Source organism: Micromonospora sonneratiae (assembly GCF_042679305.1).
Lineage (GTDB): Bacteria > Actinomycetota > Actinomycetes > Mycobacteriales > Micromonosporaceae > Micromonospora_H > Micromonospora_H sonneratiae.
The window spans coordinates 79,692-105,921 of sequence record NZ_JBHTMP010000018.1; the positions used below are offsets into that span (position 1 = coordinate 79,692).

The 26,230-nt window shown below is 65.7% G+C and carries 22 protein-coding genes; 15 read left to right on the forward strand and 7 right to left on the reverse strand.

Going from position 1 to position 26,230, the window contains the following annotated elements:
- Positions 1-226 precede the first annotated feature (226 nt).
- The 3 genes from ACFQ4H_RS14150 to ACFQ4H_RS14160 are packed head-to-tail and all read left to right on the forward strand — an operon-like array spanning position 227 to position 3,106.
- A complete protein-coding gene (locus ACFQ4H_RS14150) occupies positions 227-1,216 on the forward strand; it encodes a sugar ABC transporter substrate-binding protein (RefSeq protein WP_377570912.1) in 990 nt (329 codons plus the stop codon).
- Positions 1,188-2,285, forward strand: a complete 1,098-nt coding sequence (locus ACFQ4H_RS14155) for an ABC transporter permease (protein ID WP_377570915.1) — start codon at positions 1,188-1,190, stop codon at positions 2,283-2,285. Before ACFQ4H_RS14150 ends, ACFQ4H_RS14155 begins: the two co-directional genes overlap by 29 nt.
- Positions 2,282-3,106, forward strand: a complete 825-nt coding sequence (locus tag ACFQ4H_RS14160; RefSeq protein WP_377570918.1) for an ATP-binding cassette domain-containing protein — start codon at positions 2,282-2,284, stop codon at positions 3,104-3,106. The genes ACFQ4H_RS14155 and ACFQ4H_RS14160 overlap by 4 nt, the downstream gene beginning before the upstream one ends.
- A 15-nt stretch (positions 3,107-3,121) precedes the next feature.
- Here the strand turns inward: ACFQ4H_RS14160 and ACFQ4H_RS14165 are convergent, their stop codons facing one another.
- Positions 3,122-3,397 carry a hypothetical protein gene (locus tag ACFQ4H_RS14165; protein ID WP_377570920.1) on the reverse strand — a complete coding sequence of 92 codons (276 nt, stop codon included), beginning with the start codon at positions 3,395-3,397 and terminating at the stop codon, positions 3,122-3,124.
- Positions 3,398-3,615: 218 nt separating this feature from the next.
- On the opposite strand from ACFQ4H_RS14165, the gene ACFQ4H_RS14170 reads away from it, so the two are divergent.
- The 6 genes from ACFQ4H_RS14170 (at position 3,616) to ACFQ4H_RS14195 (ending at position 11,346) form a co-directional block, all read left to right on the forward strand.
- Positions 3,616-4,893, forward strand: coding sequence for an ABC transporter substrate-binding protein (locus ACFQ4H_RS14170; RefSeq protein ID WP_377570922.1), 1,278 nt, complete (start codon positions 3,616-3,618; stop codon positions 4,891-4,893).
- On the forward strand, positions 4,890-5,795 hold the full coding sequence (locus ACFQ4H_RS14175) for a carbohydrate ABC transporter permease (protein ID WP_377570924.1): 906 nt from the start codon (positions 4,890-4,892) through the stop codon (positions 5,793-5,795). The genes ACFQ4H_RS14170 and ACFQ4H_RS14175 overlap by 4 nt, the downstream gene beginning before the upstream one ends.
- The gene (locus ACFQ4H_RS14180; protein WP_377570927.1) at positions 5,795-6,634 is read left to right on the forward strand and encodes a carbohydrate ABC transporter permease; all 840 of its coding nucleotides are present in this window, start codon (positions 5,795-5,797) and stop codon (positions 6,632-6,634) included. The genes ACFQ4H_RS14175 and ACFQ4H_RS14180 overlap by 1 nt, the downstream gene beginning before the upstream one ends.
- Before the next feature lie 9 nt (positions 6,635-6,643).
- Positions 6,644-7,852: an ABC transporter ATP-binding protein gene (locus ACFQ4H_RS14185; RefSeq protein WP_377570930.1), complete on the forward strand. Its 1,209-nt coding sequence runs from the start codon at positions 6,644-6,646 to the stop codon at positions 7,850-7,852.
- Positions 7,853-8,013: 161 nt separating this feature from the next.
- Positions 8,014-8,634, forward strand: coding sequence for a hypothetical protein (locus ACFQ4H_RS14190; protein WP_377570932.1), 621 nt, complete (start codon positions 8,014-8,016; stop codon positions 8,632-8,634).
- Positions 8,635-8,640: 6 nt separating this feature from the next.
- Positions 8,641-11,346 (forward strand): DNRLRE domain-containing protein, encoded by a 2,706-nt coding sequence (locus ACFQ4H_RS14195; RefSeq protein ID WP_377570934.1) that lies wholly within the window; start codon positions 8,641-8,643, stop codon positions 11,344-11,346.
- A 443-nt stretch (positions 11,347-11,789) separates the two neighbouring features.
- On the opposite strand, the gene ACFQ4H_RS14200 is transcribed toward ACFQ4H_RS14195, so the two are convergent.
- Positions 11,790-11,993 carry a hypothetical protein gene (locus ACFQ4H_RS14200; RefSeq protein ID WP_377570936.1) on the reverse strand — a complete coding sequence of 68 codons (204 nt, stop codon included), beginning with the start codon at positions 11,991-11,993 and terminating at the stop codon, positions 11,790-11,792.
- A 30-nt stretch (positions 11,994-12,023) separates the two neighbouring features.
- Between ACFQ4H_RS14200 and ACFQ4H_RS14205 the strand changes: the two genes are divergently transcribed.
- Positions 12,024-18,254, forward strand: a complete 6,231-nt coding sequence (locus ACFQ4H_RS14205; RefSeq protein ID WP_377570938.1) for a polymorphic toxin-type HINT domain-containing protein — start codon at positions 12,024-12,026, stop codon at positions 18,252-18,254.
- A 14-nt stretch (positions 18,255-18,268) separates the two neighbouring features.
- The gene (locus ACFQ4H_RS14210; RefSeq protein ID WP_377570940.1) at positions 18,269-18,571 is read left to right on the forward strand and encodes a hypothetical protein; all 303 of its coding nucleotides are present in this window, start codon (positions 18,269-18,271) and stop codon (positions 18,569-18,571) included.
- 313 nt (positions 18,572-18,884) lie between these two features.
- Here ACFQ4H_RS14210 and ACFQ4H_RS14215 read toward each other — a convergent pair whose 3' ends face one another.
- Both ACFQ4H_RS14215 and ACFQ4H_RS14220 read right to left on the reverse strand, forming a co-directional pair.
- The gene (locus ACFQ4H_RS14215) at positions 18,885-19,751 is read right to left on the reverse strand and encodes a transposase (RefSeq protein WP_377571011.1); all 867 of its coding nucleotides are present in this window, start codon (positions 19,749-19,751) and stop codon (positions 18,885-18,887) included.
- Between the two features lie 54 nt (positions 19,752-19,805).
- Entirely contained in the window at positions 19,806-19,997 is a 192-nt protein-coding gene (locus ACFQ4H_RS14220; protein ID WP_377570942.1) for a transposase, read from the reverse strand.
- Positions 19,998-20,627: 630 nt separating this feature from the next.
- On the opposite strand from ACFQ4H_RS14220, the gene ACFQ4H_RS14225 reads away from it, so the two are divergent.
- Complete coding sequence (locus tag ACFQ4H_RS14225; RefSeq protein WP_377570945.1) at positions 20,628-21,203, forward strand: ArsR/SmtB family transcription factor; 576 nt, start codon at positions 20,628-20,630, stop codon at positions 21,201-21,203.
- Positions 21,200-22,591, forward strand: coding sequence for an MFS transporter (locus ACFQ4H_RS14230; RefSeq protein ID WP_377570947.1), 1,392 nt, complete (start codon positions 21,200-21,202; stop codon positions 22,589-22,591). The genes ACFQ4H_RS14225 and ACFQ4H_RS14230 overlap by 4 nt, the downstream gene beginning before the upstream one ends.
- Here the strand turns inward: ACFQ4H_RS14230 and ACFQ4H_RS14235 are convergent.
- A complete protein-coding gene (locus ACFQ4H_RS14235) occupies positions 22,512-22,715 on the reverse strand; it encodes a cold-shock protein (protein WP_377570950.1) in 204 nt (67 codons plus the stop codon). The genes ACFQ4H_RS14230 and ACFQ4H_RS14235 overlap by 80 nt on opposite strands.
- 175 nt (positions 22,716-22,890) lie before the next feature.
- On the opposite strand from ACFQ4H_RS14235, the gene ACFQ4H_RS14240 reads away from it, so the two are divergent.
- Entirely contained in the window at positions 22,891-23,580 is a 690-nt protein-coding gene (locus tag ACFQ4H_RS14240; RefSeq protein WP_377570952.1) for a class I SAM-dependent methyltransferase, read from the forward strand.
- On the opposite strand, the gene ACFQ4H_RS14245 is transcribed toward ACFQ4H_RS14240, so the two are convergent.
- Complete coding sequence (locus tag ACFQ4H_RS14245) at positions 23,577-24,239, reverse strand: FKBP-type peptidyl-prolyl cis-trans isomerase (protein ID WP_377570955.1); 663 nt, start codon at positions 24,237-24,239, stop codon at positions 23,577-23,579. The two genes, ACFQ4H_RS14240 and ACFQ4H_RS14245, sit on opposite strands and share 4 nt — an antisense overlap.
- 270 nt (positions 24,240-24,509) lie before the next feature.
- Between ACFQ4H_RS14245 and ACFQ4H_RS14250 the strand changes: the two genes are divergently transcribed.
- On the forward strand, positions 24,510-24,773 hold the full coding sequence (locus ACFQ4H_RS14250; protein WP_377570957.1) for an SCO4848 family membrane protein: 264 nt from the start codon (positions 24,510-24,512) through the stop codon (positions 24,771-24,773).
- A 63-nt stretch (positions 24,774-24,836) separates the two neighbouring features.
- Here the strand turns inward: ACFQ4H_RS14250 and ACFQ4H_RS14255 are convergent, their stop codons facing one another.
- Positions 24,837-26,123, reverse strand: coding sequence for a hypothetical protein (locus ACFQ4H_RS14255; protein ID WP_377570959.1), 1,287 nt, complete (start codon positions 26,121-26,123; stop codon positions 24,837-24,839).
- Positions 26,124-26,230: the final 107 nt, after the last annotated feature.

A 26,230-nucleotide genomic window follows, 5' to 3' on the forward strand; every position in this document is an offset into this window, starting at 1 on the left:
CTGTCGGGTGTCGCTGTCCCTCTCCCTCTCCTCTCGCCGTCCCTGTCGCTGTCGCGGTCCTGGTCGGCCGCTGGGACCTACCGACCGGGACAGAGCCTGATCGTGTTCGTATTCATGTCTTGACGGATTTGAATGCGAGGCGGAGGGTGTCGGGTAATCCGGGCCCGCCCAGGGTCACGGGCACGACGGATACGAGCACAAACGACGGTTTGCCCAGGAGGGAAACATGATCGCCCGCTCCCGCCGACTAGCCGCGCTACTCGTGATCGGCCTGGCACTGGCTGGCTGCACCAACGACACCGGTACCGCCCCTGCCACCGGTTCCGGTAGTGCGCCGGTGGGTGCGGCGCCGGCCGGCGAACTCTCCTTCGCCGTCGTCACCCATGGCCAGGCTGGTGACGCGTTCTGGACCGTGGTCAAGACCGGCGCCGAGCAGGCCGGCAAGGACCTCGGGGTGAAGGTCAGCTATCAGAGCAGCGGCGACCCGCAGGCCCAGGCGCAGCTCATCGACGCCGCGATCAACCAGAAGGTCAACGGCATCGTGGTGTCGATGGCGAACCCGGACGCGCTGCGTAGCTCGATCCAGAAGGCGATCAGCCAGGGCATCCCGGTCGTCACCATCAACTCCGGCCAGGGGCGATCGGCCGAGTTCGGTGCGTTGACCCACGTCGGGCAGGACGAGACGGTCGCTGGCGAGGGCGCGGGGGCCCGCCTCAGGGCAGCGTCGGTGACGAAGCTGCTCTGCGTGATCCACGAGGCCGGAAACGTCGGGCTGGAACAGCGCTGTCAGGGTGCGGCCTCGGCCCTCGGTGGCCAGACGGAAAACCTCCAGGTCGACCAGGGCAACATCCAGGCGGCACAGTCGACGATCCAGGCCCGGCTACAGGCCGACCGGTCCATCAACGGTGTGCTGACGCTTCAACCGGCGGTGGGGGCGGTCGCCGTGGCGGCCGTGGCCGGCGCGGGTTCGTCGGCCAAGGTCGCCACCTTCGACCTCAGCGACGACGTGATCGGCCAGATCGAGCAGGGCAAGCTGCTCTTCGCCGTCGACCAGCAGCAGTACCTCCAGGGCTACCTGCCGGTCCAGTTCCTTCGGCTGTACGCGACCAACGCCAACACCGTCGGCGGTGGCAAGCCGGTGCTGACCGGGCCGGGCTTCGTCACCAAGGAGAACGCGGCCCGGGTCCGTGACCTGGCGGCGCGGGGCACCCGGTGACCGGGCGGTACGCGCGATGACCGCGACGGTCACCACGACCGGTGGCGAGGCCGACGAGCGGGTGGCCGACGTCGGCGTACTGCGCCGGCTGCTGGTCCGGCCCGAGATCGGTGCCCTGATCGGCGCGGTCGCGGTGTTCGCCTTCTTCGCCACCCAGTCCGAGGTGTTCCGGTCCACCCCGGGTGTTGCCAACTGGCTGGACCCGGCCTCCACCCTGGGCATCATGGCCATCGCCGTCGCCCTGTTGATGATCGGCGGCGAGTTCGACCTATCGGCCGGGGTGATGACCGGCACCGCCGGTCTGGTCACCGCCATCCTCGCCACCCGGTACGGCTGGAACCTCTGGCTGGCCCTGGCCGCCTCGCTGGCGGTGGCGTTGGCCATCGGCTTCCTCAACGGATACGTGGTGGTACGCACCGGACTGCCGAGCTTCATCATCACCCTCGGCACGTTCCTCGGGTTACAGGGACTCAACCTCGGCGTCACCAAGGCGATCACCGGCACCGTGCAGGTCGGCGGCCTGCAGAACGTCGACGGTTTCAGCAGCGCCCACCTGGTGTTCGCCTCGGCACTGGACCTGGGCGGGACGCTGTTCCTGGTCTCCATCGTCTGGTGGATCGTCCTCACCGGACTGGCCAGCTACCTGCTGCTGCGTACCCGATTCGGAAACTGGATCTTCGCGGCGGGCGGCGACCCGGTGGCCGCCCGCAACGTCGGCGTGCCGGCGGCCCGTACGAAGATTCTGCTCTTCATGGGGGTTTCGGCCAGTGCCTGGCTGGTCGGGTCGATGTCGGTGCTGCGGCTGACCTCCGTACAGGCCAATGCCGGATTCGGGCAGGAGCTGATCTTCATCGTGGCCGCCGTGATCGGTGGTTGCCTGCTGACCGGCGGGTACGGCTCAGCGGTCGGTGCGGCGCTCGGCGCGCTCATCTTCGGGATGACCGCCCAGGGCATCGTCTATCTCGGCTGGGACGCCGACTGGTTCAAGCTCTTCCTGGGCGCGATGTTGTTGCTGGCCGTGTTCGCCAACCGCGCGGTACGCGGCTACGCGGAGCGGAGCCGGCGATGACCGATGTGCGGAACCCCTCGCCACTGTTGGAGATCAGGGGCGTGTCGAAGTACTTCGGCAGTGTCATCTCGCTCAACGACATCTCCACCAGCGTGCGGGCCGGCGAGGTCACCTGTGTGCTGGGCGACAACGGAGCGGGCAAGTCGACCCTGATCAAGACCCTGGCCGGGGTGCACGAGCCGGACCAGGGGCAGTTGCTGCTCGACGGTGAGCCGATCCGGCTACGCGGCCCCCGCGACGCGCTGGACCGGGGCATCGCCACCGTCTACCAGGACCTGGCCATGATCCCGCTGATGTCGGTGTGGCGGAACTTCTTCCTCGGCGCGGAACCGACCCGGGGCTGGGGACCGTTCCGACGGTTCGACGTCGGCCTCGCCCGCCGAACGGTCCGGCGCGAGTTGGCCGCCATGGGGATCGACATCCGTGACCCGGACCAGCCGGTCGGTACGCTCTCCGGCGGTGAGCGGCAGTCGGTCGCGATCGCCCGTGCCGTCCATCGGGGGGCCAGGGTGCTGATCCTGGACGAGCCGACCTCGGCACTGGGGGTACGGCAGGCGGCGATGGTGCTGCGCTACATCGTCGAGGCCCGGGACCGGGGCCTGGGTGTCGTCTTCATCACGCACAATCCGCACCACGCGTATCCGGTCGGTGATCGGTTCCTGCTGCTCAAACGTGGCCGTAGCCTCGGTGACTTCGCCAAGAACGAGATCGAGCTGGCCGATCTGACCCGGTTGATGGCCGGCGGCGAGGAGCTTGCGGAACTCAGCCACGAGTTGGCCCGTGACGACAGCGCATCACCGGGATCCGTATCGGCAGGTTGACCCCTGAAGGTGCCGCTAGCCGATGCTGCCGTCGACGATGGCTGCGGCGACGCGGCAGAACTCGTCCATGTCGGGTTGCCAGCCGGCTGCGATGTCCGGATGCAGGCCGTCCCGGGTCTCGTCCAACAGACGCTGGCAGACCTCCGGCACCGGCTCGCCTGAGTAGTCGGCGCTGACCCGCTTCGTGGCCGCCTGCAGCGCCGAGGTCAGCTGTTCCTCGAGCGGGACGCGCAGTTTCTGCTGCGTCGGCGTGAGCTCACTCGGATCGAGCGTTACATGCGGCTCGGACATCGGCGCCCCCCTTCGTCGCACTCGCGCAGTACCCCGTTACAGGTGTCCGCCAAACCGGTGTCCCCGGCGTCCGGCGAGGTTTCGTTTTCGCTGGCCACGGGCAGTGAGTGGGGCACGAACCGTCCGCCTGCGCCTACTCGAACTCCGGCTGCGGCGCGCGGGTCGCCGTGTGCCGGTACGGACCTCTCCGGCAGTTGGCTGACAGAAAGTAGGGGGCGATGAGCAGTCCCGGGAGTAGCCGGTCCCGGCGTGCCCGAGCGGTCGCCGTGGCGGCTGGGCTCGCGATGCTGACGCCGATGGCGGCATGCGGGTCGGGGGAGGAAGACGGACCACCGACGATCAACCTGTACTACCCACCGGAGCAGAGCCTGCAACAGGTGGTCGACCGCTGTAACGCCCAGGCACAGGGGCGGTACCGGATCGCCTACCGGGTACTGCCGCGTCAGGCCGACGACCAGCGGGTGCAGATGGTACGTCGACTGGCCGCCGAGGACACCGGCATGGACGTCCTGGGCCTGGACGTGACCTGGACCCAGGAGTTCGCCAGTGCCGACTGGATCCGGGAGTGGACCGGCGCGGACGCGGACGAGGCGCAGCGCGGAACCCTGGCCGGTCCGCTGGAGACCGCCCGGTACCAGGGCAAACTCTATGCGGCGCCGAAGAACACCAACGTGCAGCTGCTGTGGTACCGCAGTGACCTGGTCCAACAGCCGCCGACGACCTGGGACGAGATGATCGAGCAGGCCCGCGAGCTGAAGAGCCGGGGCAAGCCGTACCAGGTGATCACCATGGGGGCCCAGTACGAGGGGCTCGTGGTCCTCTACAACACCATGGTCGCCAGCGCCGGCGGGCAGATCCTCGACGCCGACGGCACCGGGGCGGTGCTGGACGCCGGCGCAGTCACTGCGCTGGAGCAGCTCAAACGGCTGGCCACCTCGGGCGTGACGACACCGTCGTTCGCCAACGCCACCGAGGACCCGGCCCGGTTGGAGTTCCAGTCCGGCACGGGCGCGTTCCAGCTCAACTGGCCGTTCGTCTATCCCGCCCTGCGGGAGGGGAACCCGGAGTTGGCGGAGAAGGTCAAGTGGGCCCGTTACCCGGGAGTGGATGCGTCGACCCCGAGTCGGGTCACCATCGGTGGGATCAACCTGGCGGTCAGCGCCCACTCCCGTCATCCGGCGGAGTCGTTCGACGCGGCCAGGTGCCTGCGTGACGCGGAGAGCCAGAAGATCACCGCGATCAAGGGCGGGGTGCCACCGACCCTGGAGGCGGTCTACGCCGATCCGGAGATGGACGAGGCGTACCCGATGAAGGAGACCATCCTGGCGGAGCTGAAGGATGCCGCCACCAGGCCGCTGACGCCCGCGTACCAGAACATCTCCACCGTGATCTCGGCGGAGCTCTCGCCGCCGTCGGCGATCGAGCCTGATCGGACCGCGGACGAGCTGCGTAAGTCGATCGCCGACGCCCTGGAGTCCAAGGGGGTGCTGCCATGAGCGGCCGACGCGGGGTGCGGTTGAGCGCCGGGCGGCGAGCCGAGCGCCGGCTCGGTTGGCTGCTCTGCGCACCGGCCGCGATCGTGATGGTCGCGGTGACGGCGTACCCGATCCTCTACTCGGTCTGGCTGTCGTTGCAGCGCTTCGACCTGAAGTTTCCCGACGAGCGGAAGTTCGTCGGGTTGGCGAACTACGTCACCGTGCTCACCAACGAGTACTGGTGGACCGCGTTCGGCGTGACCCTGCTGATCACCCTGGTCACCGTCGCGGTCGAGCTGGTGCTCGGCATGGGGCTGGCGGTCGTCATGCACCGGACCCTGGTCGGGCGCGGCATCGTACGTACGGCGGCGCTGATCCCGTACGGCATCGTCACCGTCGTCGCGGCCTTCTCCTGGCGGTACGCCTGGACGCCGGGCACCGGATATCTGGCGAACCTGTTCGGGGAGGGGGCACCGCTGACCGACCGGGTCAGTTCCCTGGCGATCATCATGCTGGCCGAGATCTGGAAGACCACCCCGTTCATGGCGCTGCTGCTGATGGCCGGGCTGGCACTGGTGCCCGACGACCTGCTCAAGGCGGCCTCGACCGACGGGGCGACGGCCTGGCAGCGGTTCACCAGGGTGATGCTGCCGGTGATGAAGCCGGCCATCCTGGTGGCGCTGCTGTTCCGGACCCTGGACGCGTTCCGGGTCTTCGACAACATCTACGTGCTGACCGCCGGCGGCAACGAGACCTCGTCGGTGTCGATGCTGGCCTACAACAACCTGATGCGCGGGCTGAACCTGGGCATCGGCTCGACCATGTCGGTGCTGATCTTCCTCGCGGTCGCGGTCATCGCGTTCGTCTTCGTGAAGTTGTTCGGCACCGCCGCACCGGGCGGTTCGGACGAGGAGGTGCGCTGATGGCAGGTCTGGACAGTACGACCGGCGCGAAGTGGCGCTGGGGCCTACTGGACGTCGTCGTGGTCGTCTTCGCCCTGGTCCCGGTCTTGTGGATCGCGTCGCTGTCGTTCAAGACCCCGGCGACGTTGACCGATGGTCGGTTCGTTCCACGGGAGTGGACGCTGGAGAACTACCGGGCCATCTTCACCACCGACCAGTTCGTCCGCGCGTTGGTCAACTCGATCGGGATCGCGCTCATCGCCACCGTTGTCGCCGTGGTGCTCGGCATGATGGCCGCGTACGCGATCGCCCGGCTGAACTTTCCCGGCAAGGGGCTGCTGGTCGGGGTCTCGCTGCTGATCGCGATGTTCCCGCAGGTGTCACTGGTGTCACCGCTGTTCGAGATCGAGCGGCAACTCGGCCTCTTCGACACCTGGCCGGGGCTGATCCTGCCGTACATCACCTTCGCGTTGCCGCTGGCGATCTACACCCTTTCGGCGTTCTTCAAGCAGATCCCGTGGGACCTGGAGAAGGCGGCGAAGATGGACGGCGCGACGCAGGGGCAGGCGTTCCGGCGGGTGATCGCCCCGCTGGCCGCACCCGGGGTGTTTACCACCGCGATCCTGGTATTCATCTTCTGCTGGAACGACTTCCTCTTCGCGATCTCGCTGACCTCGACCGAGCGGTCCCGTACGGTGCCGGTCGCGCTGTCGTTCTTCACCGGCGAGTCACAGTTCGAGGATCCCACCGGGGCGATCTCCGCCGCCGCCGTGGTGATCACCATTCCGATCATTCTGTTCGTGCTCTTCTTCCAGCGCCGCATCGTCTCCGGACTGACCTCCGGCGCGGTCAAGGGATAGGTGGTATTCGTGGCTGACATCGTGCTCGACAAGGTGGGCAAACGATTTCCGGACGGTACGGTGGCCGTACGGGACATCGAGCTGGAAATCGCCGATGGTGAGTTCGTCATCCTGGTCGGTCCGTCCGGATGCGGCAAGTCCACCACGCTCAACATGATCGCCGGACTGGAGGACATCAGCACCGGTGAGCTGCGCATCGGCGGCGAGCGGGTCAACGACCGGGCACCCCGGGACCGGGACATCGCAATGGTCTTCCAGTCCTATGCCCTGTATCCGAACATGACCGTACGGGAGAACATGAGTTTCCCGTTGCGGTTGGCGAAGCTGGACCGGGCCACCATCGACGAAAAGGTGGAGGAGGCCGCCGAGGCGCTGGAGTTGACTTCGTTGTTGGACCGCAGACCGGCCAATCTCTCCGGCGGTCAGCGGCAGCGGGTGGCGATGGGTCGGGCGATCGTCCGGCGGCCGAAGGCATTCCTGATGGACGAGCCGCTGTCCAATCTGGACGCAAAACTGCGGGTGCAGATGCGTACCGTCGTGTCCCGGTTGCAGAAGAAGCTCGGCACCACCACGGTCTACGTCACCCACGACCAGACCGAGGCGATGACGCTCGGCGACCGCGTGGTGATCATGCGGGGTGGTGCGGTGCAGCAGGTCGGTGCGCCACAGGAGTTGTACGACCATCCGGCCAACCTGTTCGTCGCCGGGTTCATCGGTTCGCCGTCGATGAACTTCCTGCCTGTGACGGTCGAGGAGGGGCGGCTGCGTACCGCCTTGGGTGACCTGCCGATGGGGGACCGGCTGCGCCGGGAGTTGGCCGCCGAGAACGCCCCACGCGATCTGGTCCTCGGCATCCGACCGGAACACTTCGAGGACGCCCAACTGGTCGACGAGCAGACCCGGGCCAAGGGGGTCGAGTTCGACGCGCCGGTCGACATCGTCGAGTCGATGGGCTCGGACAAGTACGTCTACTTCAGCCTGACAGGTGAGCGCGCCCGGGCCGCCGAACTGGAGGAGTTGGCCGCCGACGCCGGGGTCGCCGATCTCGCCGGGGCCGGTGCTGACCTGGTCACCCGACTGTCGGCCGAGTCACCGGTACGGGAGGGGGAGAACCGCCGGGTCTGGGTCAACCTGGAGAAGCTGCATCTGTTCGATCCGGCCAACGGCCGCAACCTGACCCTGCACGAGGGCCGGTCGGCCGGTGCACTGGCTGCCTGACCATCCCACGCACCTGCTTGATCGGTGATGACCTTGAGTGAGAGCGGCAAGGTGAAATGCTGCTTTCACCTGGTTTGTGGTTGCAAGTTGTGACCGGCCCTTTACAGCGGCCCTTCTAGGTCATCTATGGTTCCCGCGCTGTCTATTGATCATCGGGAGTCATGGTGTGGTTGGGGTTGCCGCCGACGAGCAGTGCCGGAGTCCGTTTCGGACGGTGGCACCGTTGGCTGGGTGTGGTAACTGCTGCGGCGTTGGCCGGGACGGTGGCACCGGTTGCCGTGCCGTCGGCGTCGGCGTCGGCTGGCGTGGCGATGGAGCCGGCGGCGTCTGCCGTGCCTGATGGTCCGCTGTCGGCGGCGGATGAGGCGTCGGCGATGGCGTTGGCGTACCGGACGCGGAAGCCGGTTGCGGTGACGGGTTTGACGTCGGAGACCGCTCTGACGTGGGCGTTGCCGGATGGGACGTTCAAGTCGGAGTTGCATGTCGGGCCGGAACGTACCCGTGACGAGGCGGGCGCGTGGGTGGCTGTCGATCCGATGTTGGAGCGTAAGTCGGATGGCAGTGTGGCTCCGAAGGCACATCCGCGTGGGTTGTGGCTGTCGGGGGCACGCGGGGCGGGCTCCGATGATCTGGTCACCCTGGGACGTGGTGACGAGCGGGCGACGTTGGGCTGGCGAGGTGCGCTGCCGGAGCCGGTGCTGGACGGGACGAAGGCGACCTACCCGGAGGTGAAGCCGGGTGTCGACCTGGTGATCGATGCAGGTCGCACGGGCTTTCAGTAATTCTTCGTGGTGAAGACTCCGACGGCTGCGGCGGAGCTGACGACGGTGTCGATGCCGTGGGACACGGGGTCGTTGGCCCCGGTCGTGGTCGCCGGTGGTGGTGCTGCGGCGCTGCGCTCGGCGGCCGGGTCGACGCCGGTGGTGGTGTCCGAGGCGAGGATGTGGGATGCGCGGGTGTCGCCGACGACGGGCGAGCCGGTGCACACTGCCGATGTTGCGGTAGCCACGGAGGCCAACGATGCGGGTGGCACCGATCTGGTGCTGACGCCGGATCCGGCGTTCTACGCGGATCCGCAGTTGACGTATCCGGTGACGATCGACCCGATGGTCAACCTGAACCCTGCGTTCGATGGGTATGTGCAGAACACGATCCAGAACACGGACAAGTCCGGCGAGAAGGACCTACGCTTGGGGTTCAGTGACGATGCGGCTGAGGGCTGTGGATCGGGCTGCACTGCGCGGTCGTTCCTGAGCTTCCACGGCATGGAGGCCTATCGCGGCGCGTCGGTGGTGTCGGCGGAACTGTTCCTGTGGAACTTCCACTCGTGGTCGTGTACCGCTACGGAGTGGCAGGCGTGGACGACGTCTTACGTGAACCACACCGTGCGGTGGGGTAGCCAGCCGACGTGGCGGGCGTTGGACGGAACATCGATGGGGACGAAGGGGTACGGCACCGGCTCGTGTGGTGACGGTTGGGTGTCGGTGTCGGTGAAGAAGACCTTCCAGGGAGCCTTCTCTTCGACTGACTTCACGGCCAACGTCGGTTTGCAGGCGACGAGTGAGTCGAACCACAACGGGTGGAAGAAGTTCAACTCGTCGGAGGCGACGTCGAACCGGCCGTACGCGACGATCGTCTACAACCGTACGCCGAACGCGCCAACGAACCTGAAGATCGATTCCTGTTATTCGGCGTGTATGTCTCCGGCGGTGGTGCGGTCGGGTACACCGAAGTTGACGGCGGATGTGTCGGATCCGGACGGCGGAGTGCTGCGGACCGAGTACGAGGTGTTCGACAGCACGCAGACCACGCAGGTGGCGAAGTCGGGGACGGCGGTCACCGGTGTTACGTCGGGTACTGGACGGCCGTGGACAATAGTCCCGCTGACCGGGACAGCCCTGCCGGATGGCACCTACCACTGGCGGGCACGGGCGTGTGACTCCTACGTGTGCGGCGGCTATTCGGGCTGGTTCAACTTCACTGTCGATACCCAGGATGTGTCGCTGCCGGTGGTGACGGCGACGCCCTACGCGGAGAAGACGACCGGTACGTGGAATGGTGGGCCGGGTCAGCCTGGCACGTTCACCTTCACCCCCGGTGCCGGTGTCACCGGTATGGCCGAGTACCTCTACAGCCTCAATGGCGGTAACTACGTGACGGTGCCGGCCGGGCAGGCGCAGGCCGAGCAGTTGACCGAGAACCAGCAGCAGGTGTCCACCGACCTGACCGGCTTTACCGTCATGGGGCACCTGGCGATGACCCGCAGCACGGAGCGTGGCCACGACAGCACTTCGTCGTTGCAACTGACGCCGAATCCGACGGGCTGCTGCGCAGGGGTGACCGGTGACACCTTCGCCTCTATCGGCGATGACTATGGAGGCATGCGGCTGGGGATGCAGGCCGGCAAACGCTATGCGATCAGTGCCTGGATCTACGTTCCGGCGGCGACCGGACTGACCCCGCTTGATAGTCGCGGGTTGAGCCTGGTGCCCAGTTACAAGGACAACGGTGTCTACACCCACGTGGTGTCGGCGAAGCCGACGGCAGTGGACACGTGGCAGAAGCTGACCGTGGTGATGACGATACCCGCTACCGCGACTGATGCCTTCATCCGGCTGTACAACGGGTTCCCGGTCGGCACGGGCAAGTCGGTGTTCTGGGACGACATGTCGGTGCGGGAAGTCAGCGGCGACACCGGGGTCGAGACGATCGCCCCGCCTCGGGATGGGCTCAACCGGCTTGAAGTGTGGGCCCGTAACACCGCCGGCACGACCAGCGACCCCCGGGTGTATGACTTCCTGGTTACCCCGAGCACTGGCTCATGGAACTGGACCCTGGACGAGAATGCGGGAAGCGTTGCCGCGTCTGTCCCGGACACCTTCCCAGCCGACCTGAGCGGAACCGGTGTGGCATGGCAGACGGCGGGCAAGGTTGGGCCGGGTGCGGTGACCCTGGACGGTACCGGGCACCTGGCCACCCGGTCCCCGGTGCTGGACACGACCGCCCCGGCCGGGTTCACCGTCGCGGCCTGGGTCAGGGCGACCGACATCACCACCACCCGGACCGCTGTGTCCCAGGACGGGGTGAACACATCGATGTTCCGCCTCGGACTACGTAAGGACCGTGACCTCGACGGCGACGAAGTCACCGACGCGGAATGGTGCTTCACCGTGACTGCTGCCGACACAGTCGGCGCGACGGAGACCAGCGCCTGCACCACCGAGTACGTCATCGAAGGCGACTGGGTCAGCCTGGTCGGCGTCTACGACAAACCCAATAACAAGATTCGACTGTATGTGAGTGTCCCCGGAAACATTCTCGGCACTGAAGCAGAGGCGGACTATACCGGTGGCTGGTCAGCCACTGGGTCCTTCGCGATCGGCCGTGCCTGGGATGGTGCCGTGACCAATCAGTGGCATGGTGATACCGATCACGTTTATGTCGCACAGCGTGTCTGGAACATTCAGGAAATTCGACGGTTCCGCATTTCCTAACGTCGGCAGTCAGCATTGTTGGATACCTCGTTCGTTCCGGTTTGGGGAGGGGCGTCGTGAGCGCCGTACGCGGTCCACGTCGATTGGCAGGTTCTACGAGAATGTTTGGCCGAGGGCAGCGGTCGCTAGCGTTCAGCCTTGCCGCGGTCCTGGCGATCACACTTGCCGCTGAGGTTCCAGCGGTCGCGGCACCTGCGGCCGAGTGGAAGCCGCCAGCGCCGAAAGACGTGGCCGGAGTGGCAGTAAAGCCGGTGAAAAACAGTCCGCGGCCGGTGTGGACCGCCGGGAACCGCGAAGCCCGTCCCGTGACGAAGGTGACGTGGCCGATGCCCGGCAAAACAAATGTCGACCTGTCGGCGCAGGTTGCCGCAGCTACCACCACCAGAGCGGGAGTACCCGAAACAAGGGCGGGTGTCCTCCCCGTATGGGTATCGCCGGCGCCGCTAGCAGCAGCACAGGATGTGCAACGCGGTGCCGCTGGCACGACCGCAGTCGTCGGCAAGGTAGCGGTAGAGGTCGCCGACCGTGCTGCTGCGGCCCGTGTCGGTGTGTCCGGTCTCGTTATGAACGTGAGTCGGGCTGACGGGGTTCGTCGGGCAGGCGCAGTAGCTGTGCGAGTGGATTATTCGGGTTTCGCGGGTGCTCACGGCGGAGACTGGGCATCCCGCCTGCGGTTGGTGACACTGCCGGACGGCAAGCCATTGCTTTCGAGGAACGATACGCACACCAGTTCCGTATCGGCTTCGGTGCCTCTGGCAGCCGATGGTGGCGTCACCATGCTGGCAGTAACTGCTGGTCCTTCCGGCGACAACGGTGACTACACCGCGACCAGCCTGTCTCCGTCGAGTACCTGGCAGGTGTCCCAGCAGACGGGCGACTTCTCGTGGTCGTATCCGCTGCGGATGGTGCCAGCAGTCGGGGGCCCGGTGCCATCTCTGTCCTTGGCGTACTCGTCCAGTTCGGTGGATGGCCGGACAGGTGGTACGAATACCCAGGGGTCCTGGATCGGCGATGGCTGGGACATGTGGCCCGGCTATGTCGAGCGCCAGTTCAAGTCCTGTGCGGACGACAAGGACACCGAGCGGGGGCATGAGCCGAACAACAAGACCGTCTACAGCGGCGACCAGTGCTGGTTCAAGCCGGAAGGTAACGCGACGATCTCGCTGAACGGTCAGGCGACGGAGCTGGTCAAGTCCTCCGCTAACACATGGAAGGGTGTGTCCGACGACGGGTCGAAGATTGAGCTGTTGAAGGACACGTCGTTTAACAACGGTGACAACGACGGGGAGTACTGGAAGGTCACCACGATCGATGGCACCCAATACTTCTTCGGCCGCAACAGCGGCCCTGGTGGTGCCTCTGGTGCTCTCGCCACGAACTCGGTGTGGACAGTGCCGGTGTACGGCAACCACCCGGATGAGCCTGGTTACCAGGCTGGTGACTATGCCGGGTCCCGTACCACGCAGGGGTGGCGGTGGAACCTCGACTACGTGGTAGACCCACACGGCAACACGATGACCTATTTCTACGAGCGGGAAACCGGCGCCTACGGCCGTGAAGGTGATGTAGACAAGCGCACCACCTACGACCGGGGCGGGTGGCTGTCCCGCATCGAGTACGGGAACCGTGCCGACGCTGCTGCTACCAGCCACGCATCGGCCAGGGTTCTTTTCGATGTGGCCGATCGTTGTGACACCAACTGCTGGTCCGGCTCGAACCCGGTCGAAGCATCCTGGCTGGATACTCCCTGGGACCAGTACTGCAAGGCCACGCCGTGTACGGATCAGGTGGCACCGACGTTCTGGACTGCGAAGCGGCTGTCTCGCATTCGCGCTCAGGTGTACGCCGGTACCGGGGATGTATACAACGAGGTGGAGTGGTGGACGCTGCGTCACACCTACCTGCAGTCGGGCAGCAATGAGGGCAAGCCGATGTGGCTGGCGGGGATCACCCGCACCGGTAAGGTGACCACCGCTGGCGGCCCAGAAGTCTCCGATCCGGAAGTGGTGTTCGACCCCGGCACCGAACCGCTGGCCAACCGGGTCGACGCGATCGCCGACGGTCGCTCCAACCTGTTCCGCAACCGGATCAACACCATCACCACCGAGTCCGGTGCCCGGATCTCGGTGTCCTACTCCGCCACCGAGTGCACCCGATCCAGCCTCCCCGCGGTCCACAACAACAACAAACGCTGCTTTCCGCAGCACTACGCTCCCGAAGGGGAAGAGCCAAAGCTGGACTGGTTCCACAAGTATGTAGTGACCCGAATCGACGTGTACGACAACACCGGCGGGTTCGACCACGAGCAGACCAACTACGACTACCTCGACACGCCGGCCTGGCACTACGACGACTCTGAGCTGGTGGAGGAGAAGAAGCGTACCTGGGGACAGTTCCGAGGCTACGGCAAGGTCCGCGTCCGTAAGGGCTTTGAAGACGGTGTCCAGTCCGCCACCGAATACCTCTACCTGCGTGGCATGGACGGCGATAAACAGCCCAGCGGCACCCGTACGGTGACGGTCACCGACTCTCAGGGCGACGCCATCGAGGACCACGAAGCATACAACGGCATGCTTCGCGAGGTCACCACGCTGCTGGGGCCTGGCGGGGACTGGATCACCGGCACGATCAACACACCCGTCCGCCAAGGACCGACCGCGACATCCGGGCCGTTGAAGGCCTGGATGACCAACACCGGCACCGTCCGCAACCGCGCCAAACTCTCTGACGGCACCGCCCGCTGGACCAAGACCGTCACCACCTACAACACCGACAACCTGCCAATTCAGGTTGACGACTTTGGTGACGAGGCCGCTGCCAAGACCGATGACGACATCTGCGTCCGCACGTCGTACGCCCGCAATCCAGACAACTGGATGCTCAACCAGGTCAAGATGACCGAAACGGTCGGAGTGAACTGCGCAACCACCCCGATCCTTCCCGGCGACATGCTGTCATCGATCCGTTATACGTACGATGCGGTGACCAATAACTGGGATACCTACCTGCCGGCCAAGGGCAATGCTGTCATGGTTGAGGAGATCGATTCCTGGACCGGCACCACCCCGAACTGGATCCCTACTGGCCAGGCGAAGTACGACGACAACGGCCGGATGGTTGAGTCGATCGACGCGTTGAACCGGAAATCTTCTACCACCTACACGCCAGGCAGCGCGGGACCCGTCACCTCTGTACGGGTTACCAACAACCTTGGAAGGACCGTCACCGAAACCATGGCCCCCGCCTGGGGGCAGCCGGTGACGAATGTGGACGACGCCAACGCCACGCGTACCGATTTGGTCTACGACGGACTGGGGCGGCTGCTGAAGGTTTGGCAACCAGGCCGCTTGAAGAGTAGCTACCCGAACGCACCCAGTACTGAGTTCGCCTACCTGGTGCGGAACAACGCCCCTACCGCAGTAACCGTCAAGACGCTTCTGCCAACCCAGTCGTATCTGACGTCGATCACGTTGTACGACGGTTTGATGCGCGAGCGGCAGACCCAGACAAAGGCACCTGGCGGTGGGCGTGTCCTCACCGACACCGTCTACGACTCGCGTGGCCTGGTCGATTGGGTATCCAACCCTTACTACGACAGTACCAACACGTCACCCAACACGACGTTGGTCGCCGGCCCGGGCACTGCGGCGATTCCATCGCTGGTGACAAACGTCTACGACGAGGCGGGCCGCGTCACTAACCAGATTTTCAAGGCCGGCGCGAACGAAAAATGGCGCACCATCACCTTCTACGGGGGAGATCGAGTCAGTGTCACTCCTCCCGATGGGGCAACGGCCACCACCAGCATCACCGACGCACGTGGTCGGACTGTCGAACTACGGCAGTACAAGGACCGTGCGGACGTCGGCAGCAACAACCCCGCCACCTTCGACAAGACCGAATACAGCCACACCAGCCGCGGTGAACTGGCCAGCGTCACAGACCCCGCCGGCAACACATGGCGCTACACCTACGATCAGCGTGGCCGCAAGATCCGGGACGAAGACCCAGACAAGGGAATCACCACCTCAACCTACGACGCCGCCGGACAACTGATCACCACCACCGACGCCCGTGGCATCACCCTGGCCTACACCTACGACGCCCTCGGCCGCCAAACCAGCATCCGCGACGGATCCATCACCGGCGACAAACGGGCCGAATGGGTCTACGACACCCTGACCAATGGGATAGGCAAACCCACCAAGTCGATCCGCTACGAACCCGCCGGCTCCACCAACGCCTACATCAACGAGATCACCGCCTACGACACCGCCGGTCGGCCCACCGCCACCAGCGTGACGATCCCCAGCAGCGAAGCCGGACTATGTGCGTCCGGCACCATCACGCCCTGCGCCTACAGTTTCGCGACCACCTACGCAGTCAACGGCCAACCGGAAAGCACCACCCTTCCCGCAGCCGCCGGCATGCCCAGCGAAGACCTCTACTTCAGCTACAACGACGTTGGCCTGGACATCGGCCCACTGTCCGCATCACAGATCTACGCCAACGCCACCTACAACAAACTCGGCCAACTTACCCAACGCATCCTCGGTGACTTCGGCAAGCAAACAATCTTCAACTACACCTACGAACAATCAACCGCCCGGCTCACCAACGCCTACGCCATCCCCGAGCAGAAACCCGAAATCTTCAACCTCACCTACACCTACGACGCGGCAGGCAACGTCACACAGATCAAAGACACACCAGCAGTTGGCGCTGAAGACACCCAGTGCTACCAACACGACTACCTCCGGCGGCTCACCAACGCCTGGACCCCGGCTACCGGCGACTGCGCACCCGCCCCGACCATCGGCGGCTTGGGCGGACCAGCACCCTACTGGCACTCCTACACCTACGACGCCACCGGCAACCGCCTCACCGAAACACAGCACGGCAGCACCAACACCACTCGCGCCTACACCTACCCCGCCCAGGGCGGTCCGGCCGGATCCAAGCCCCACGCCGTCACCACGGTCGAAACCACCGGCACCACCAACAAAACCGAGAACTACACCTACGACCAGGCAGGCAACACCACCACCCGTCCCGGCAACAACGGCATCCAAACCCTCACCTGGAACAACGACGACCGCCTCGCCACCGTCACAGACACCACCGGCGCCACCAGCTACGTATACGACGCCGACGGCAATCGCCTCATCCGCCGAGACCCAGCTGGCTCCACCCTCTACCTGCCCGGCGGGATGGAGGTCCGCAAACCCGAGACGGGTACGGCCACGTCAACCCGCTACTACAGCCACGCCGGCACCATCATCGCGATGCGCACCTCCGCCGGCACCCTCGACTGGTTCGGAAACGACCACCACAACACCGCCGAAGCCACCATCAGCAACACCGACCTGACCGTCGCCCGCCGACGCACCCTGCCCTTCGGCGGAAACCGAGAGAACCCGATCGGCACATGGCCTACTGCCATGGACAAGGGCTTCGTCGGCGGCACCAAAGACGACACCGGCCTCACCCATCTCGGAGCCCGAGAATACGACCCCACCCTCGGACGCTTTATCTCCGTCGACCCCCTTATCGACCTATCCGATCCTCAGCAGTGGAACGGATACTCATACGCAAATAACAATCCGGGAACTCTTACTGATCCCAGCGGGCTGGCGCCTTGCGAACGGGGTGAAGATTGCTCCGGCTATAACGGCGGCGACCCGGACGAGAAGAAGAACAATCCGTGCTGGCCGGCAAAGTGTAAGAAGCCAAAGAAGTCGAAGGGAAAGACTATCAATGACTGGCTAGGGTCACCTGTGCCCGGCGGCATTCCGGACTTCGTGCACGCCAGCGGCGACTATCGTGGATCGGAAAGATTCACATGGAGGGAAGCCTTTGAATGGGCGGCACAATCTCCGGTAAACGAGAGCTACATGTGTTACCATATCTTGGGGCTCTCAAAAGCAGAGTGCGAACCTGCTCCAGAGTCCAATAGTGTAAGTGCAGTCGAAGGACTGAACGCGCTGTTAGGCATGCTGGCCATCGGCGGTGTTCTCCTATGTGTTGCGGCCGGCCCCGCCTGCTGGACTGGTGCCGCTGCTGCGGCAGGTGAGTTCTATGCGGGCGGAAGTCTCCTTGGAGGAGCTGGCATAGGAGCGCTATCAGGCTATCTTACTCTGGGCGGGGCGGCTGCTGCTGGGGGTTTGTGTAGCTTTAGTGGAGAAACGCGTGTGTTGATGGGCGATGGAACGATCAAGCCCATCAGTGAGATCAAAATCGGGGATGTGGTCCTCGCTGCCGACCCTGAAACGGGCAAAAGTGGTCCGCGAGTCGTAACCCAAACATGGGCACACAAAGACAAGGTCGTCGACCTCGAGGTCGGCGAGCATCGCCTTGCAACCACCGAAGACCACCCATTCTGGAATGATACGGACCGGCAGTGGCAGCGGGCTGACGAACTTGATCAGGGGGACCTTCTTGCAGCCGCAGAAGGTGTACAGGTTCGGGTCGAAGGTGTGATCAGCAACTCCACTCGCACCACTGTGGCCTACAACCTCACCGTCCACGACATCCACACGTACTATGTGCTCGCCGGCATCACTCCGGTGCTCGTGCACAACACGGGACCGGTTCCGTGTATCGCCACAGCTATCAGTCGGCAGAAGCAGGGGCGGCATGTCCAGGGAGATCCGTTGCATGCCAATACTGGCAAGAGCTACTTCAATAGTCACGCGGATGCTCAGAGTGTGCTGGACGCGTACCACAACGGCCAAGCGACGGTTCTGGGGCAGATGAGCAACGGAAATATCGTTGTTCGCTACGGCAACGTGACTGGCTATAACAATAATCCCGGTGCAGGTTTTCTCGGTCAGCCTACGAATGTCTTTATGATCAAGGGAACGAAGAGTCCAAGCGTTGTTCCGATAAACCCGAACTGGACACCTTAGGAAGGGATGGTCAGTTGGAAGCCTCTCTGGAGCGCGAGAATAGGTTGGTGCTTGATGTCGTCCAGGCGGCCCTCGGGCTCATCTCGCGAGAAGTGCGCGCTATTTCGTTTGATCAAGATTCCGGCCAAATAAATCTATATATTGCCGTCTATGAGCGTAATGCGCAGGTCGACGAGGATGTCGAGGATCTGGTGTTCGAACTAGAGGCCCTCCAGGATGGCCCGGTCGTGATAGAGTCGCACGTTTTTGTTGGTGCGCCAAACGCCGAATGGTCCGGAAATTCCGGTCGTCGTGTTTACCTAGCTAAAGAGACGTGAGGGGCGCCATGTATAAAGGTTGATGTCGATTCCCTGTGTTGTCTTTAACTTCCTGTCCGTGCGTGGTTGGCTTGTTGGTGACCGCGATCGACGGTGCCGTGTTCGACCTGACCGATACGGCGCAGATGCGGGTTCACCACCCCGACCCGCAGCCGTTTCCCGCAGGCGCGGATGGTCGTGGTGATCGCCTGCGGTATCCGGTGGGTCCTGGCCGCCCGGATCGGCTCGTCCGGGATCAGCGAGCAGGTCCTGATCTCCAGCAGGTCCTGATCGGCGAGTTACGGCCGGGCACGATCAACCTGGCTGACCGGGCTTATTCTCGATGGACCGCTGGGTGCGGGCGGCCGGGACCGCGGGCGCGTATGCTGTGGCGGGTCAAGAACGCCGCCCGGAGCCTGCCGCCCGGCTGGTCGAGGTGCTTCCGGACGGCTCCACGTTGGTCGAACTTGCCGAGTCTGACGCGATGCTGTTGCGTCGCCGCGCCACCTGCGGCGACCGTGGCCTGCTCCGGCTGCGTCCGATACTCACCGGCCTGGGCGAGGGCTCCAGATTCCGGATGGAGTGTCTGAGTGAGTGTTTGAGAAGGGTCTATGAGGGTCGGCTGTAGGTGCGGCGTTGTTGGCGGGTGGCCGGTCTGCCACGGGCGAGGCGGCGGGTCATGGTGTTGATCGCGGCCCAGCGGATCATGGCCTCCGAATGGGCGGGGTCGCGTTCGTAGTTCACGGGCCAGCCGGTGGTGGTTGGTGAACCAGGCGAAGCTGCGTTCGACTGGCCATCGTCTCGGGATCAGGGTGAAGCCTCGCTGGCCGGCTGGTTTGCGGACGATGTGCAGGGTGGTGGCCAGGATTCGGGTGGCCCAGTCCACGAGGCGGCCGGCGAAGCCGCCGTCGGCGAGAACGAACCGCACGGGTGTGGCCAGGTAGAGGCTGAGCAGGGTCGACTTCGCGCCGTCACGGTCCTGGACGTTGGCGGCGCAGACCATGACCACCAGGAGCAGGCGCAGTGTGTCGGTGACGATGAACCGTTTCCGGCCGTTGATCTTTTTGCCGGCGTCGTAGCCGCGGCTGTCCCGGGCGACGGTGTCGGCGGCTTTGACGCTCTGGGAGTCGATGATCCCCGCTGATGGTTGGGGGTTACGGCCCTGGCTGACACGTACCTGTTCGCGCAGTTGGTCGAGGATGCGTTGGGTGACGTCATCGGTCTCCCAGCGTACGAAGTGCCAGTAGACGGTCTGTCATGGTGGGAAGTCGATCGGTAGTTGCCGCCACGAGCATCCGGTGCGTACGACGTAGAGGATGGCGTCCACGATCGCCCGACGGGGGTGTTTCTCCGGTCGTCCACCTGGACGTGGTGGTGGCAGCAGCGGGGCGATGTGACGCCACTGGGCGTTGGTCAGATCCGAGGGGTATCGGCGTCTACGGGGCACGCCCAGCCAACATGGCATCAACGATCATCAGTCGCACGCCAGGTGCGAACAGCTCTTCTCAAACACTCACTAAGTGGCAGCCGAGCGGGTCGCCGAGTAACGATCTCGACATATCGGCCGATCTGCCTGCTGCACAAGTGGCGGACGGTGTACTGCCAGTCGATGCCCACGTATACGATGAAGCTGAAAACTATGTCGGCGAGTTGCTTGTCTGGCTCTCAGGGGGACGATTTTCGTCGCTCGAATTCGCCTGGGTGGCGGATGAGATGCCGATCTCCCTACCTTCCGTGAGTTCGATTAGAGTCAGCCGTCGATAGTCTTTGCGGCGGCACTTGGGTGAGGATTCGTATCATTGTATTGACAACGTAGTGGATCCACTGCCGTAGGTGGTGCATCCACTACGTTGTGTGCCGTGGGCGTGGTTGTTCGCGTGGATTGATGGCAAGCATTCAGTGTGCATGTAAATCGACGGATGGCGGCCTGGCTCGATCCCGGCGACGGGCGAGGCTGCGGGTGTTGCGGTGAGTAGCGTTGCGGTTCGATCGGAAGTCGCTCTACAAAGTGCAGCTGCAGCGAGTGTTGTGCAATAGGTGTTGCGAAATGCCGGTTGCGCGTGCCATGCTGGCGATCATGAGTGATGCTGAGGTTCGCCAGGTCACCGACTCCAAGGTGCTGGCCGCCGTGTCGCACCCACTGCGGCGTCGGCTGATGGACGTACTCAAGGTGGATGGGCCGTCGACGGTGAGCATGCTGGCCGAGCGCACCGGCCAGGCGGTGGCCAACATCAGCCACCACATGAAGGTGCTCGGTGCCTGCGACCTGGTCGCCGAGGCCCCCGAGCTGGCCCGGGACCGCCGCGAGCGGTGGTGGCGGCTGGTCTCACCCAGCCTGCGCTGGGCCACCGCCGACTTCGGCGACGACCCGGCCACCCAGGCGGTGGCCAACGCTGCCGCGTCGCTCAACCTCGACCGGCACATGAGCCTCGTCCGGGCCTGGTTCGCCGCCAGCGAGGCCGAGCACCAGGCCTGGGGCGAGAGCGCCTTCTCCACCGACCGGTGGCTGCGGCTGACCCCGGACGAACTGGCCCAGGTCGAGCAGGAGATCAACGGTGTGTTGACCCGGTGGGCCACCCGGGACGTACCGGACGACGGGCAGCCGCGCGAGCCGGTCTTCCTGTTCGCCCACGGCGTACCGGCGCAGCCGTGACCGTCGTCGAGGCCGCGCCCCCGACGGCCGCCCGGCACCCTCGCCGCCGGGGTGGGTTGTTCTGGCACCGGGACTTCCGGCTGCTCTGGATCGGGCAGGCCACCAGCAAGTTCGGCAGCAGCGTGACCAGCGTGGCGCTACCGCTGGTGGCGGTCGCCACGCTCGGCGCGACCACGTTCCAGGTGGCGCTGCTGGCCGCCGCCGCATGGGTGCCGTGGCTGATCATCGGACTGCCCGCCGGTGCCTGGGTGGACCGGCTGCCGCGTCGCCCGGTGATGGTGGTCTGCAACGTCGCCTCGATGCTGCTGTTCCTCAGCATCCCGGTGGCGGCCGGGCTCGACGTGCTGACCATCGAGCAACTGCTGGTCGTGGCCCTCGGGGCCGGTACGGCCAGTGTCTTCTTCCAGACCGCCTACCAGGTCTACCTGCCGGCGCTGCTGAGGCCCGAGGAGGTGCCGGAAGGTAACGCCAAGTTGCAGGGCACCGAGGCGGTGGCCCAGGTCGCCGGGCCGGGCGCGGCTGGACTGATCGCCCAGGCGTTCGGCGCGGTGCTGGCGCTGCTGGCCGACGCGATCGGCTTCCTGGTCTCGGCGGTCTGCCTGTTGGCGATCCGGACCCCGGAGCCGCGGGCCACCGGGAAGCGCCGGTCGGGCAGCCTGCGCCGGGAAATCGGGGAAGGGCTTCACTTCCTGGTACGGGATCCGTACCTGTGGGTGCTCACGGTCTTCGGCGCGGTCAGCAACCTTTGCCTGATCGGCTACCAGGCGATCCTGGTCGTCTTCCTGGTCGACGAGGTCGGGCTGAGCCCCGGTCTGGTGGGCGGCCTGATCGGCGGGATGAGCCTTGGCGGCGTGCTCGGCGCGGCGCTGGCCACCCCGATCGCCCGCCGGTTCGGTACGGCCCGGGGGCTGATCGTGAGCGAACTGGGCGTGGCACCGTTCGGGCTGCTCATCCCACTGGCCGCCCCGGGCCCGCGACTGCTGCTGGCGGTCGCCGGGGGAGTGGTGCTGATCGCCGGGGTGGTCGCCGGCAACGTGATCAAGGGCAGTTTCCGGCAGACGTACACCCCGCACCACATGCTCGGCCGGGTCACGGTCAGCATGCAACTGCTGAACTACGGCACGATCCCGATCGGAGCACTGCTGGCCGGTGCGCTCGGCACCGCGCTGGGTGTCCGTACGGCGATGTGGATCACGATGGGTGGCCTGGCCCTGACCGGGCTGATCCTGCTCGTCGGGCCGATCCGGCAGCGCCGGGATCTCCCGAGTCAGCCGCCGTCCGGCCACCAACCACCGGTCGGGAACGACGTCACATCGGCCGTACGTTGTCCGCCTGCGGACCCTTCTGCCCCTGGGTCACCTCGAACTCCACCTTCTGCCCCTCGTTGAGTTCCCGGTAGCCGGAACCCGAGATGGCCGAGTAGTGGACGAAGACGTCGGGGCCACCGCCGTCCTGTTCGATGAAGCCGAAGCCCTTTTCGGAGTTGAACCACTTCACGGTGCCGGTTGCCATGCAAATCTCCTCGTGCGGGCGTGGGCACGAAAGGTCCTGGTCCACCGGTCTCCAGACCGGTGACTGCCCACACCCCAACGACACTAGCGGTCCGGCTGCCCGTATGTGGCGAAGTCGGATGAGCGATGAACGGGGATTGACCCCGGATACGTCACTTATCGGGCATGCTTGACCGGTGACGAGCCGGACCGCATCGGCATTGGCCGATCTTGAGCGCAAGGTCGAGGCTCCCGACGTCGGGAGCCTCGACCGGCTCCATCTCGTACCGGCACCTTCCGTGCCCGAGATCCAGCTGCACCTGGCCGAGGATGCCATGGTGTGGTGGGCACGGATGGAAGCAGAGGCGGGCGAGGGATTGGCCCCACCGTTCTGGGCCACCGCCTGGCCGGGAGGTCAGGCACTGGCCCGCTACCTGCTGGACAATTCGTGGGCGGTGGTCGGCCGCCGGGTGTTGGACCTGGCCGCCGGCTCGGGGCTGGCCGGTATCGCAGCGGCCAAGGCCGGCGCCGCGACGGTGACGGTCAACGACATCGACCCGTACGCGCTCGCTGCGGCCACCCTGAACGCGAAGGCCAACCGGGTGTCCATCACGATCAGCAGTGCCGACCTGCTCGACGGAGACGGCGGTGACGCCGAGTTGGTGCTGGCCGGTGACGTCTTCTACGGCGAAGCGATGGCCGAGCGGGTGCTGCACTTCGTCGAGCGGGTCGTGGGGCGGGGTGCCCGGGTCCTCATCGGTGACCCCGGCCGGGTCCATCTGCCCCACGACCGCCTACGCGTGCTGGCCAGCTACGAAGCCTCGACCACCGGTGCCTTCGGCGACATCGAGATCGAACGGATGCAGGTGCTGGAACCGCAGGCCTAACCCACCGCCAGCACGTCCACGATGAACCGCAGCGGACCGGGCACCCGGCCGTTGTCGCCGTACGCCAGCTCCGACGGGATGTCGAGCTGCACCCGACTGCCGACCTTGACCCCCACCAGGCCCTGGTCCCAGCCGGCGATCACCCCGCCGGCCCCGAGCTGGAAGGTGTACGGCTTGGAGCTGTTCCAGGAGGCGTCGAACTCCCTGCCGTCCTTGTAGGTCACGCCGACATAGTTGACCGTGATGCTCTGCCCGGCTGCCGCCGCCGGACCCTTGCCCTCGATCAGCGGCGTGACGACCAGCTTGGTCAACTCACCCTTCCCGGCCTTGGCGGCCGGTTTCGTGCCCAGGGCCGGGTCCGCGCCCTCGGGCAACGGTGGGAACGCCGCAGCGCCGGCCGACGCGCTCGCAGCGCCGTCGCCCGGGGTGCTGGCGAAGTCGTCGGTCGAGTTGACGTTACGGCTGATCAGGACGACCACGGCGACGATCACGCCGACGACGGCGACAGCGGCCAGCACCTGGTTGAGCAACTGCCGGCGACGTTTCGCGGCGGCGGCCCGGGCCTTCGCGGCCTTGGCTGCCGCCCGCTTCTCGGCCTTGGTCAGCGGCTGTACGTCAGCCGGCCCACCACGCTGGCGGCTCTGGACCCGATTGCTCATCTGGTGTCGACTCCTCGCGGACGGACTGGTCGCGGCGATGCCGGGGACGGGCACACCGGGGTGGATCACCCGGGCACACCGTACTCAGTTCGAGCCGTACCGTGAACCCCTCGGCTTCGCGGCAGTGTGGTTGGTCGCTACCGTCCACGCATCGTGGAGCGGCTCGGCGTAGTGAGCTGCGGAACGCAGACCCTACCGGTCGGGCCGACACCCGCGACCGGGCGGTGCACCTGGAACCCATCTCCGGGACGGCTGGCATACTCGCAGGTCATGGTGCTGTCGCGCGGCTGGTCGCTGTTCCTGACTGCGGTAGGGGTGTGGACCTGGGTGATCTGGCCGAGGTTCGCTGTGGCGATCTGGAACGATCCTCGTTCCTGGTCGGCCGGCGAGGTCGCCGAGGGGACCCCGACCAGTTTCCTCTGGATACACGCCCTGCTGATCGCCGCCTCGCTGGCCATCGGCACCACCGTGGGCGTCCTGGGTGTACGTGGCTGGTGGGCTGCCCGTACGCGGACAGCCCGCCAGCCTTCGTAGCCGCCAGCCGTTTCCTGGCCGGGTCGGGCTCGGGTTCAGGTTCAGCTCGGGTTCAGGCTCAGCTCAGGCCGCGGTCGTCACGGTCACCAGCGGATCGGTGACGACGACCAGTCGGTTCGCCGCCGCCTGCTGGAGAACGGCGTTGGCCCCGCCGTAGTTGCCGTACGTGTTGAAACCCCACTTGACCTGGTGCAGGCCGACACCGCTGCCGACGTACACCAGCGGGGTCGTCGCGGTGGCCGTCGTGCCCTTGCGGGAGAAGAGGTTCCCGAGGAAGGTGAGCTGGGAGCCACCGGTGACGTGCGCCCATCCCCGGTTGGCGGCGGTACCACCACTGGCCGAGGCGGGATCGTTCATCACGCCCTTGAAGCTGACGTTCTGCACCACGATGCCGTCACCGCCGGTCACCCGCAGGGCCGAGCCGTGTACCGGGTCGGAGGTCTGCGCGTCGAAGCAGGTGCCGCTGACCAGGAGGTTGCTGCCGCCCTCGACGGACAGATGGTAGGCCGTCTTCCGAGCAGTGATCATCACATGACCGATGCTCGACTTCTCCATCCGGCTGCGGATGAACGGTCTGCCCGCCGTGCCCCATGCCGCCACGGACGAGTCCATGAAGGAGAACGCGTCGGTACCGAAGATCGAGTTCTCCGAGCCGGCGAGGAAGAACGGGGTGTCCGTACAGCCCTGGACGTGGGTGGGGCCGCTGATGCTGGCACCGTCGCCCCAGCCCCACCAGACGGTGGCGAAGTTCTTGAAGCCGCAGCCGTGGAAGTTCGACATCCACAGCACCTTGCCGCTGTAGGAGGCGCTGCTCGGGTCGTTCTTCGGCAGGCAGTGGGTCGAGCCGCCGCCCTGCATCTGGATCCACGCGACGGTGACGTCCCGGGGCGAGTTGTCCGACGGGTAGCCCTGTGGCGGCTGCTGCCCCGGGAACTCGTACATCGAGGTGCCGGCCGCTCCGGTCCAGTTGAAGACGGTGGCCCGGGAGTATTCCCGGGCCGGTGCCGACTTGCCGCCGATCAGGGCCATCCCGGAGACGAGCTTGATCGGGGTGGAGAAGTCGTACCTTCTGCTGTCGAAGAGCACCGCCGGGCTGGACACGCCTGTCTGGGCCAGGTGCCAGGCGTTCATGGACATGATCCGCTCGTCGTCGGTGGCCCCGGCGAAGAAGGTGTCGAAGTAGACGAGGCCGGCGTCGGTCGTACCGTCGGCCAACGGTGCCTCCGCCACCGCGCCACGGGCGACCCCCGCCAGTCCGGCGGCGCCGGCGAGACCGCCGACACCCGCCGCCGTCGAACCGGCGACGAATGCTCTTCTGCTGAAAGATCCCTGCTCCCGCACCTTGCCCACCTGTTCCCCTGCTGGAATTGGCAGATCGATCCATGGTCATGTTTCGTGCCGGGTTGGCCCGCAAATGCTATGTCCGGAATCGATGCTTTGTTGATCTCGGCGAGGTA

Coding starts and splice junctions, on each gene's coding strand:
- ACFQ4H_RS14150 (WP_377570912.1), top strand. CDS start 227: ATGATCGCCCGCTCCCGCCGACTAGCCGCGCTACTCGTGATCGGCCTG.
- ACFQ4H_RS14160 (WP_377570918.1), top strand. CDS start 2,282: ATGACCGATGTGCGGAACCCCTCGCCACTGTTGGAGATCAGGGGCGTG.
- ACFQ4H_RS14165 (WP_377570920.1), bottom strand. CDS start 3,397: ATGTCCGAGCCGCATGTAACGCTCGATCCGAGTGAGCTCACGCCGACG.
- ACFQ4H_RS14170 (WP_377570922.1), top strand. CDS start 3,616: ATGAGCAGTCCCGGGAGTAGCCGGTCCCGGCGTGCCCGAGCGGTCGCC.
- ACFQ4H_RS14175 (WP_377570924.1), top strand. CDS start 4,890: ATGAGCGGCCGACGCGGGGTGCGGTTGAGCGCCGGGCGGCGAGCCGAG.
- ACFQ4H_RS14180 (WP_377570927.1), top strand. CDS start 5,795: ATGGCAGGTCTGGACAGTACGACCGGCGCGAAGTGGCGCTGGGGCCTA.
- ACFQ4H_RS14190 (WP_377570932.1), top strand. CDS start 8,014: ATGGTGTGGTTGGGGTTGCCGCCGACGAGCAGTGCCGGAGTCCGTTTC.
- ACFQ4H_RS14225 (WP_377570945.1), top strand. CDS start 20,628: ATGAGTGATGCTGAGGTTCGCCAGGTCACCGACTCCAAGGTGCTGGCC.
- ACFQ4H_RS14235 (WP_377570950.1), bottom strand. CDS start 22,715: ATGGCAACCGGCACCGTGAAGTGGTTCAACTCCGAAAAGGGCTTCGGC.
- ACFQ4H_RS14245 (WP_377570955.1), bottom strand. CDS start 24,239: ATGAGCAATCGGGTCCAGAGCCGCCAGCGTGGTGGGCCGGCTGACGTA.
- ACFQ4H_RS14250 (WP_377570957.1), top strand. CDS start 24,510: ATGGTGCTGTCGCGCGGCTGGTCGCTGTTCCTGACTGCGGTAGGGGTG.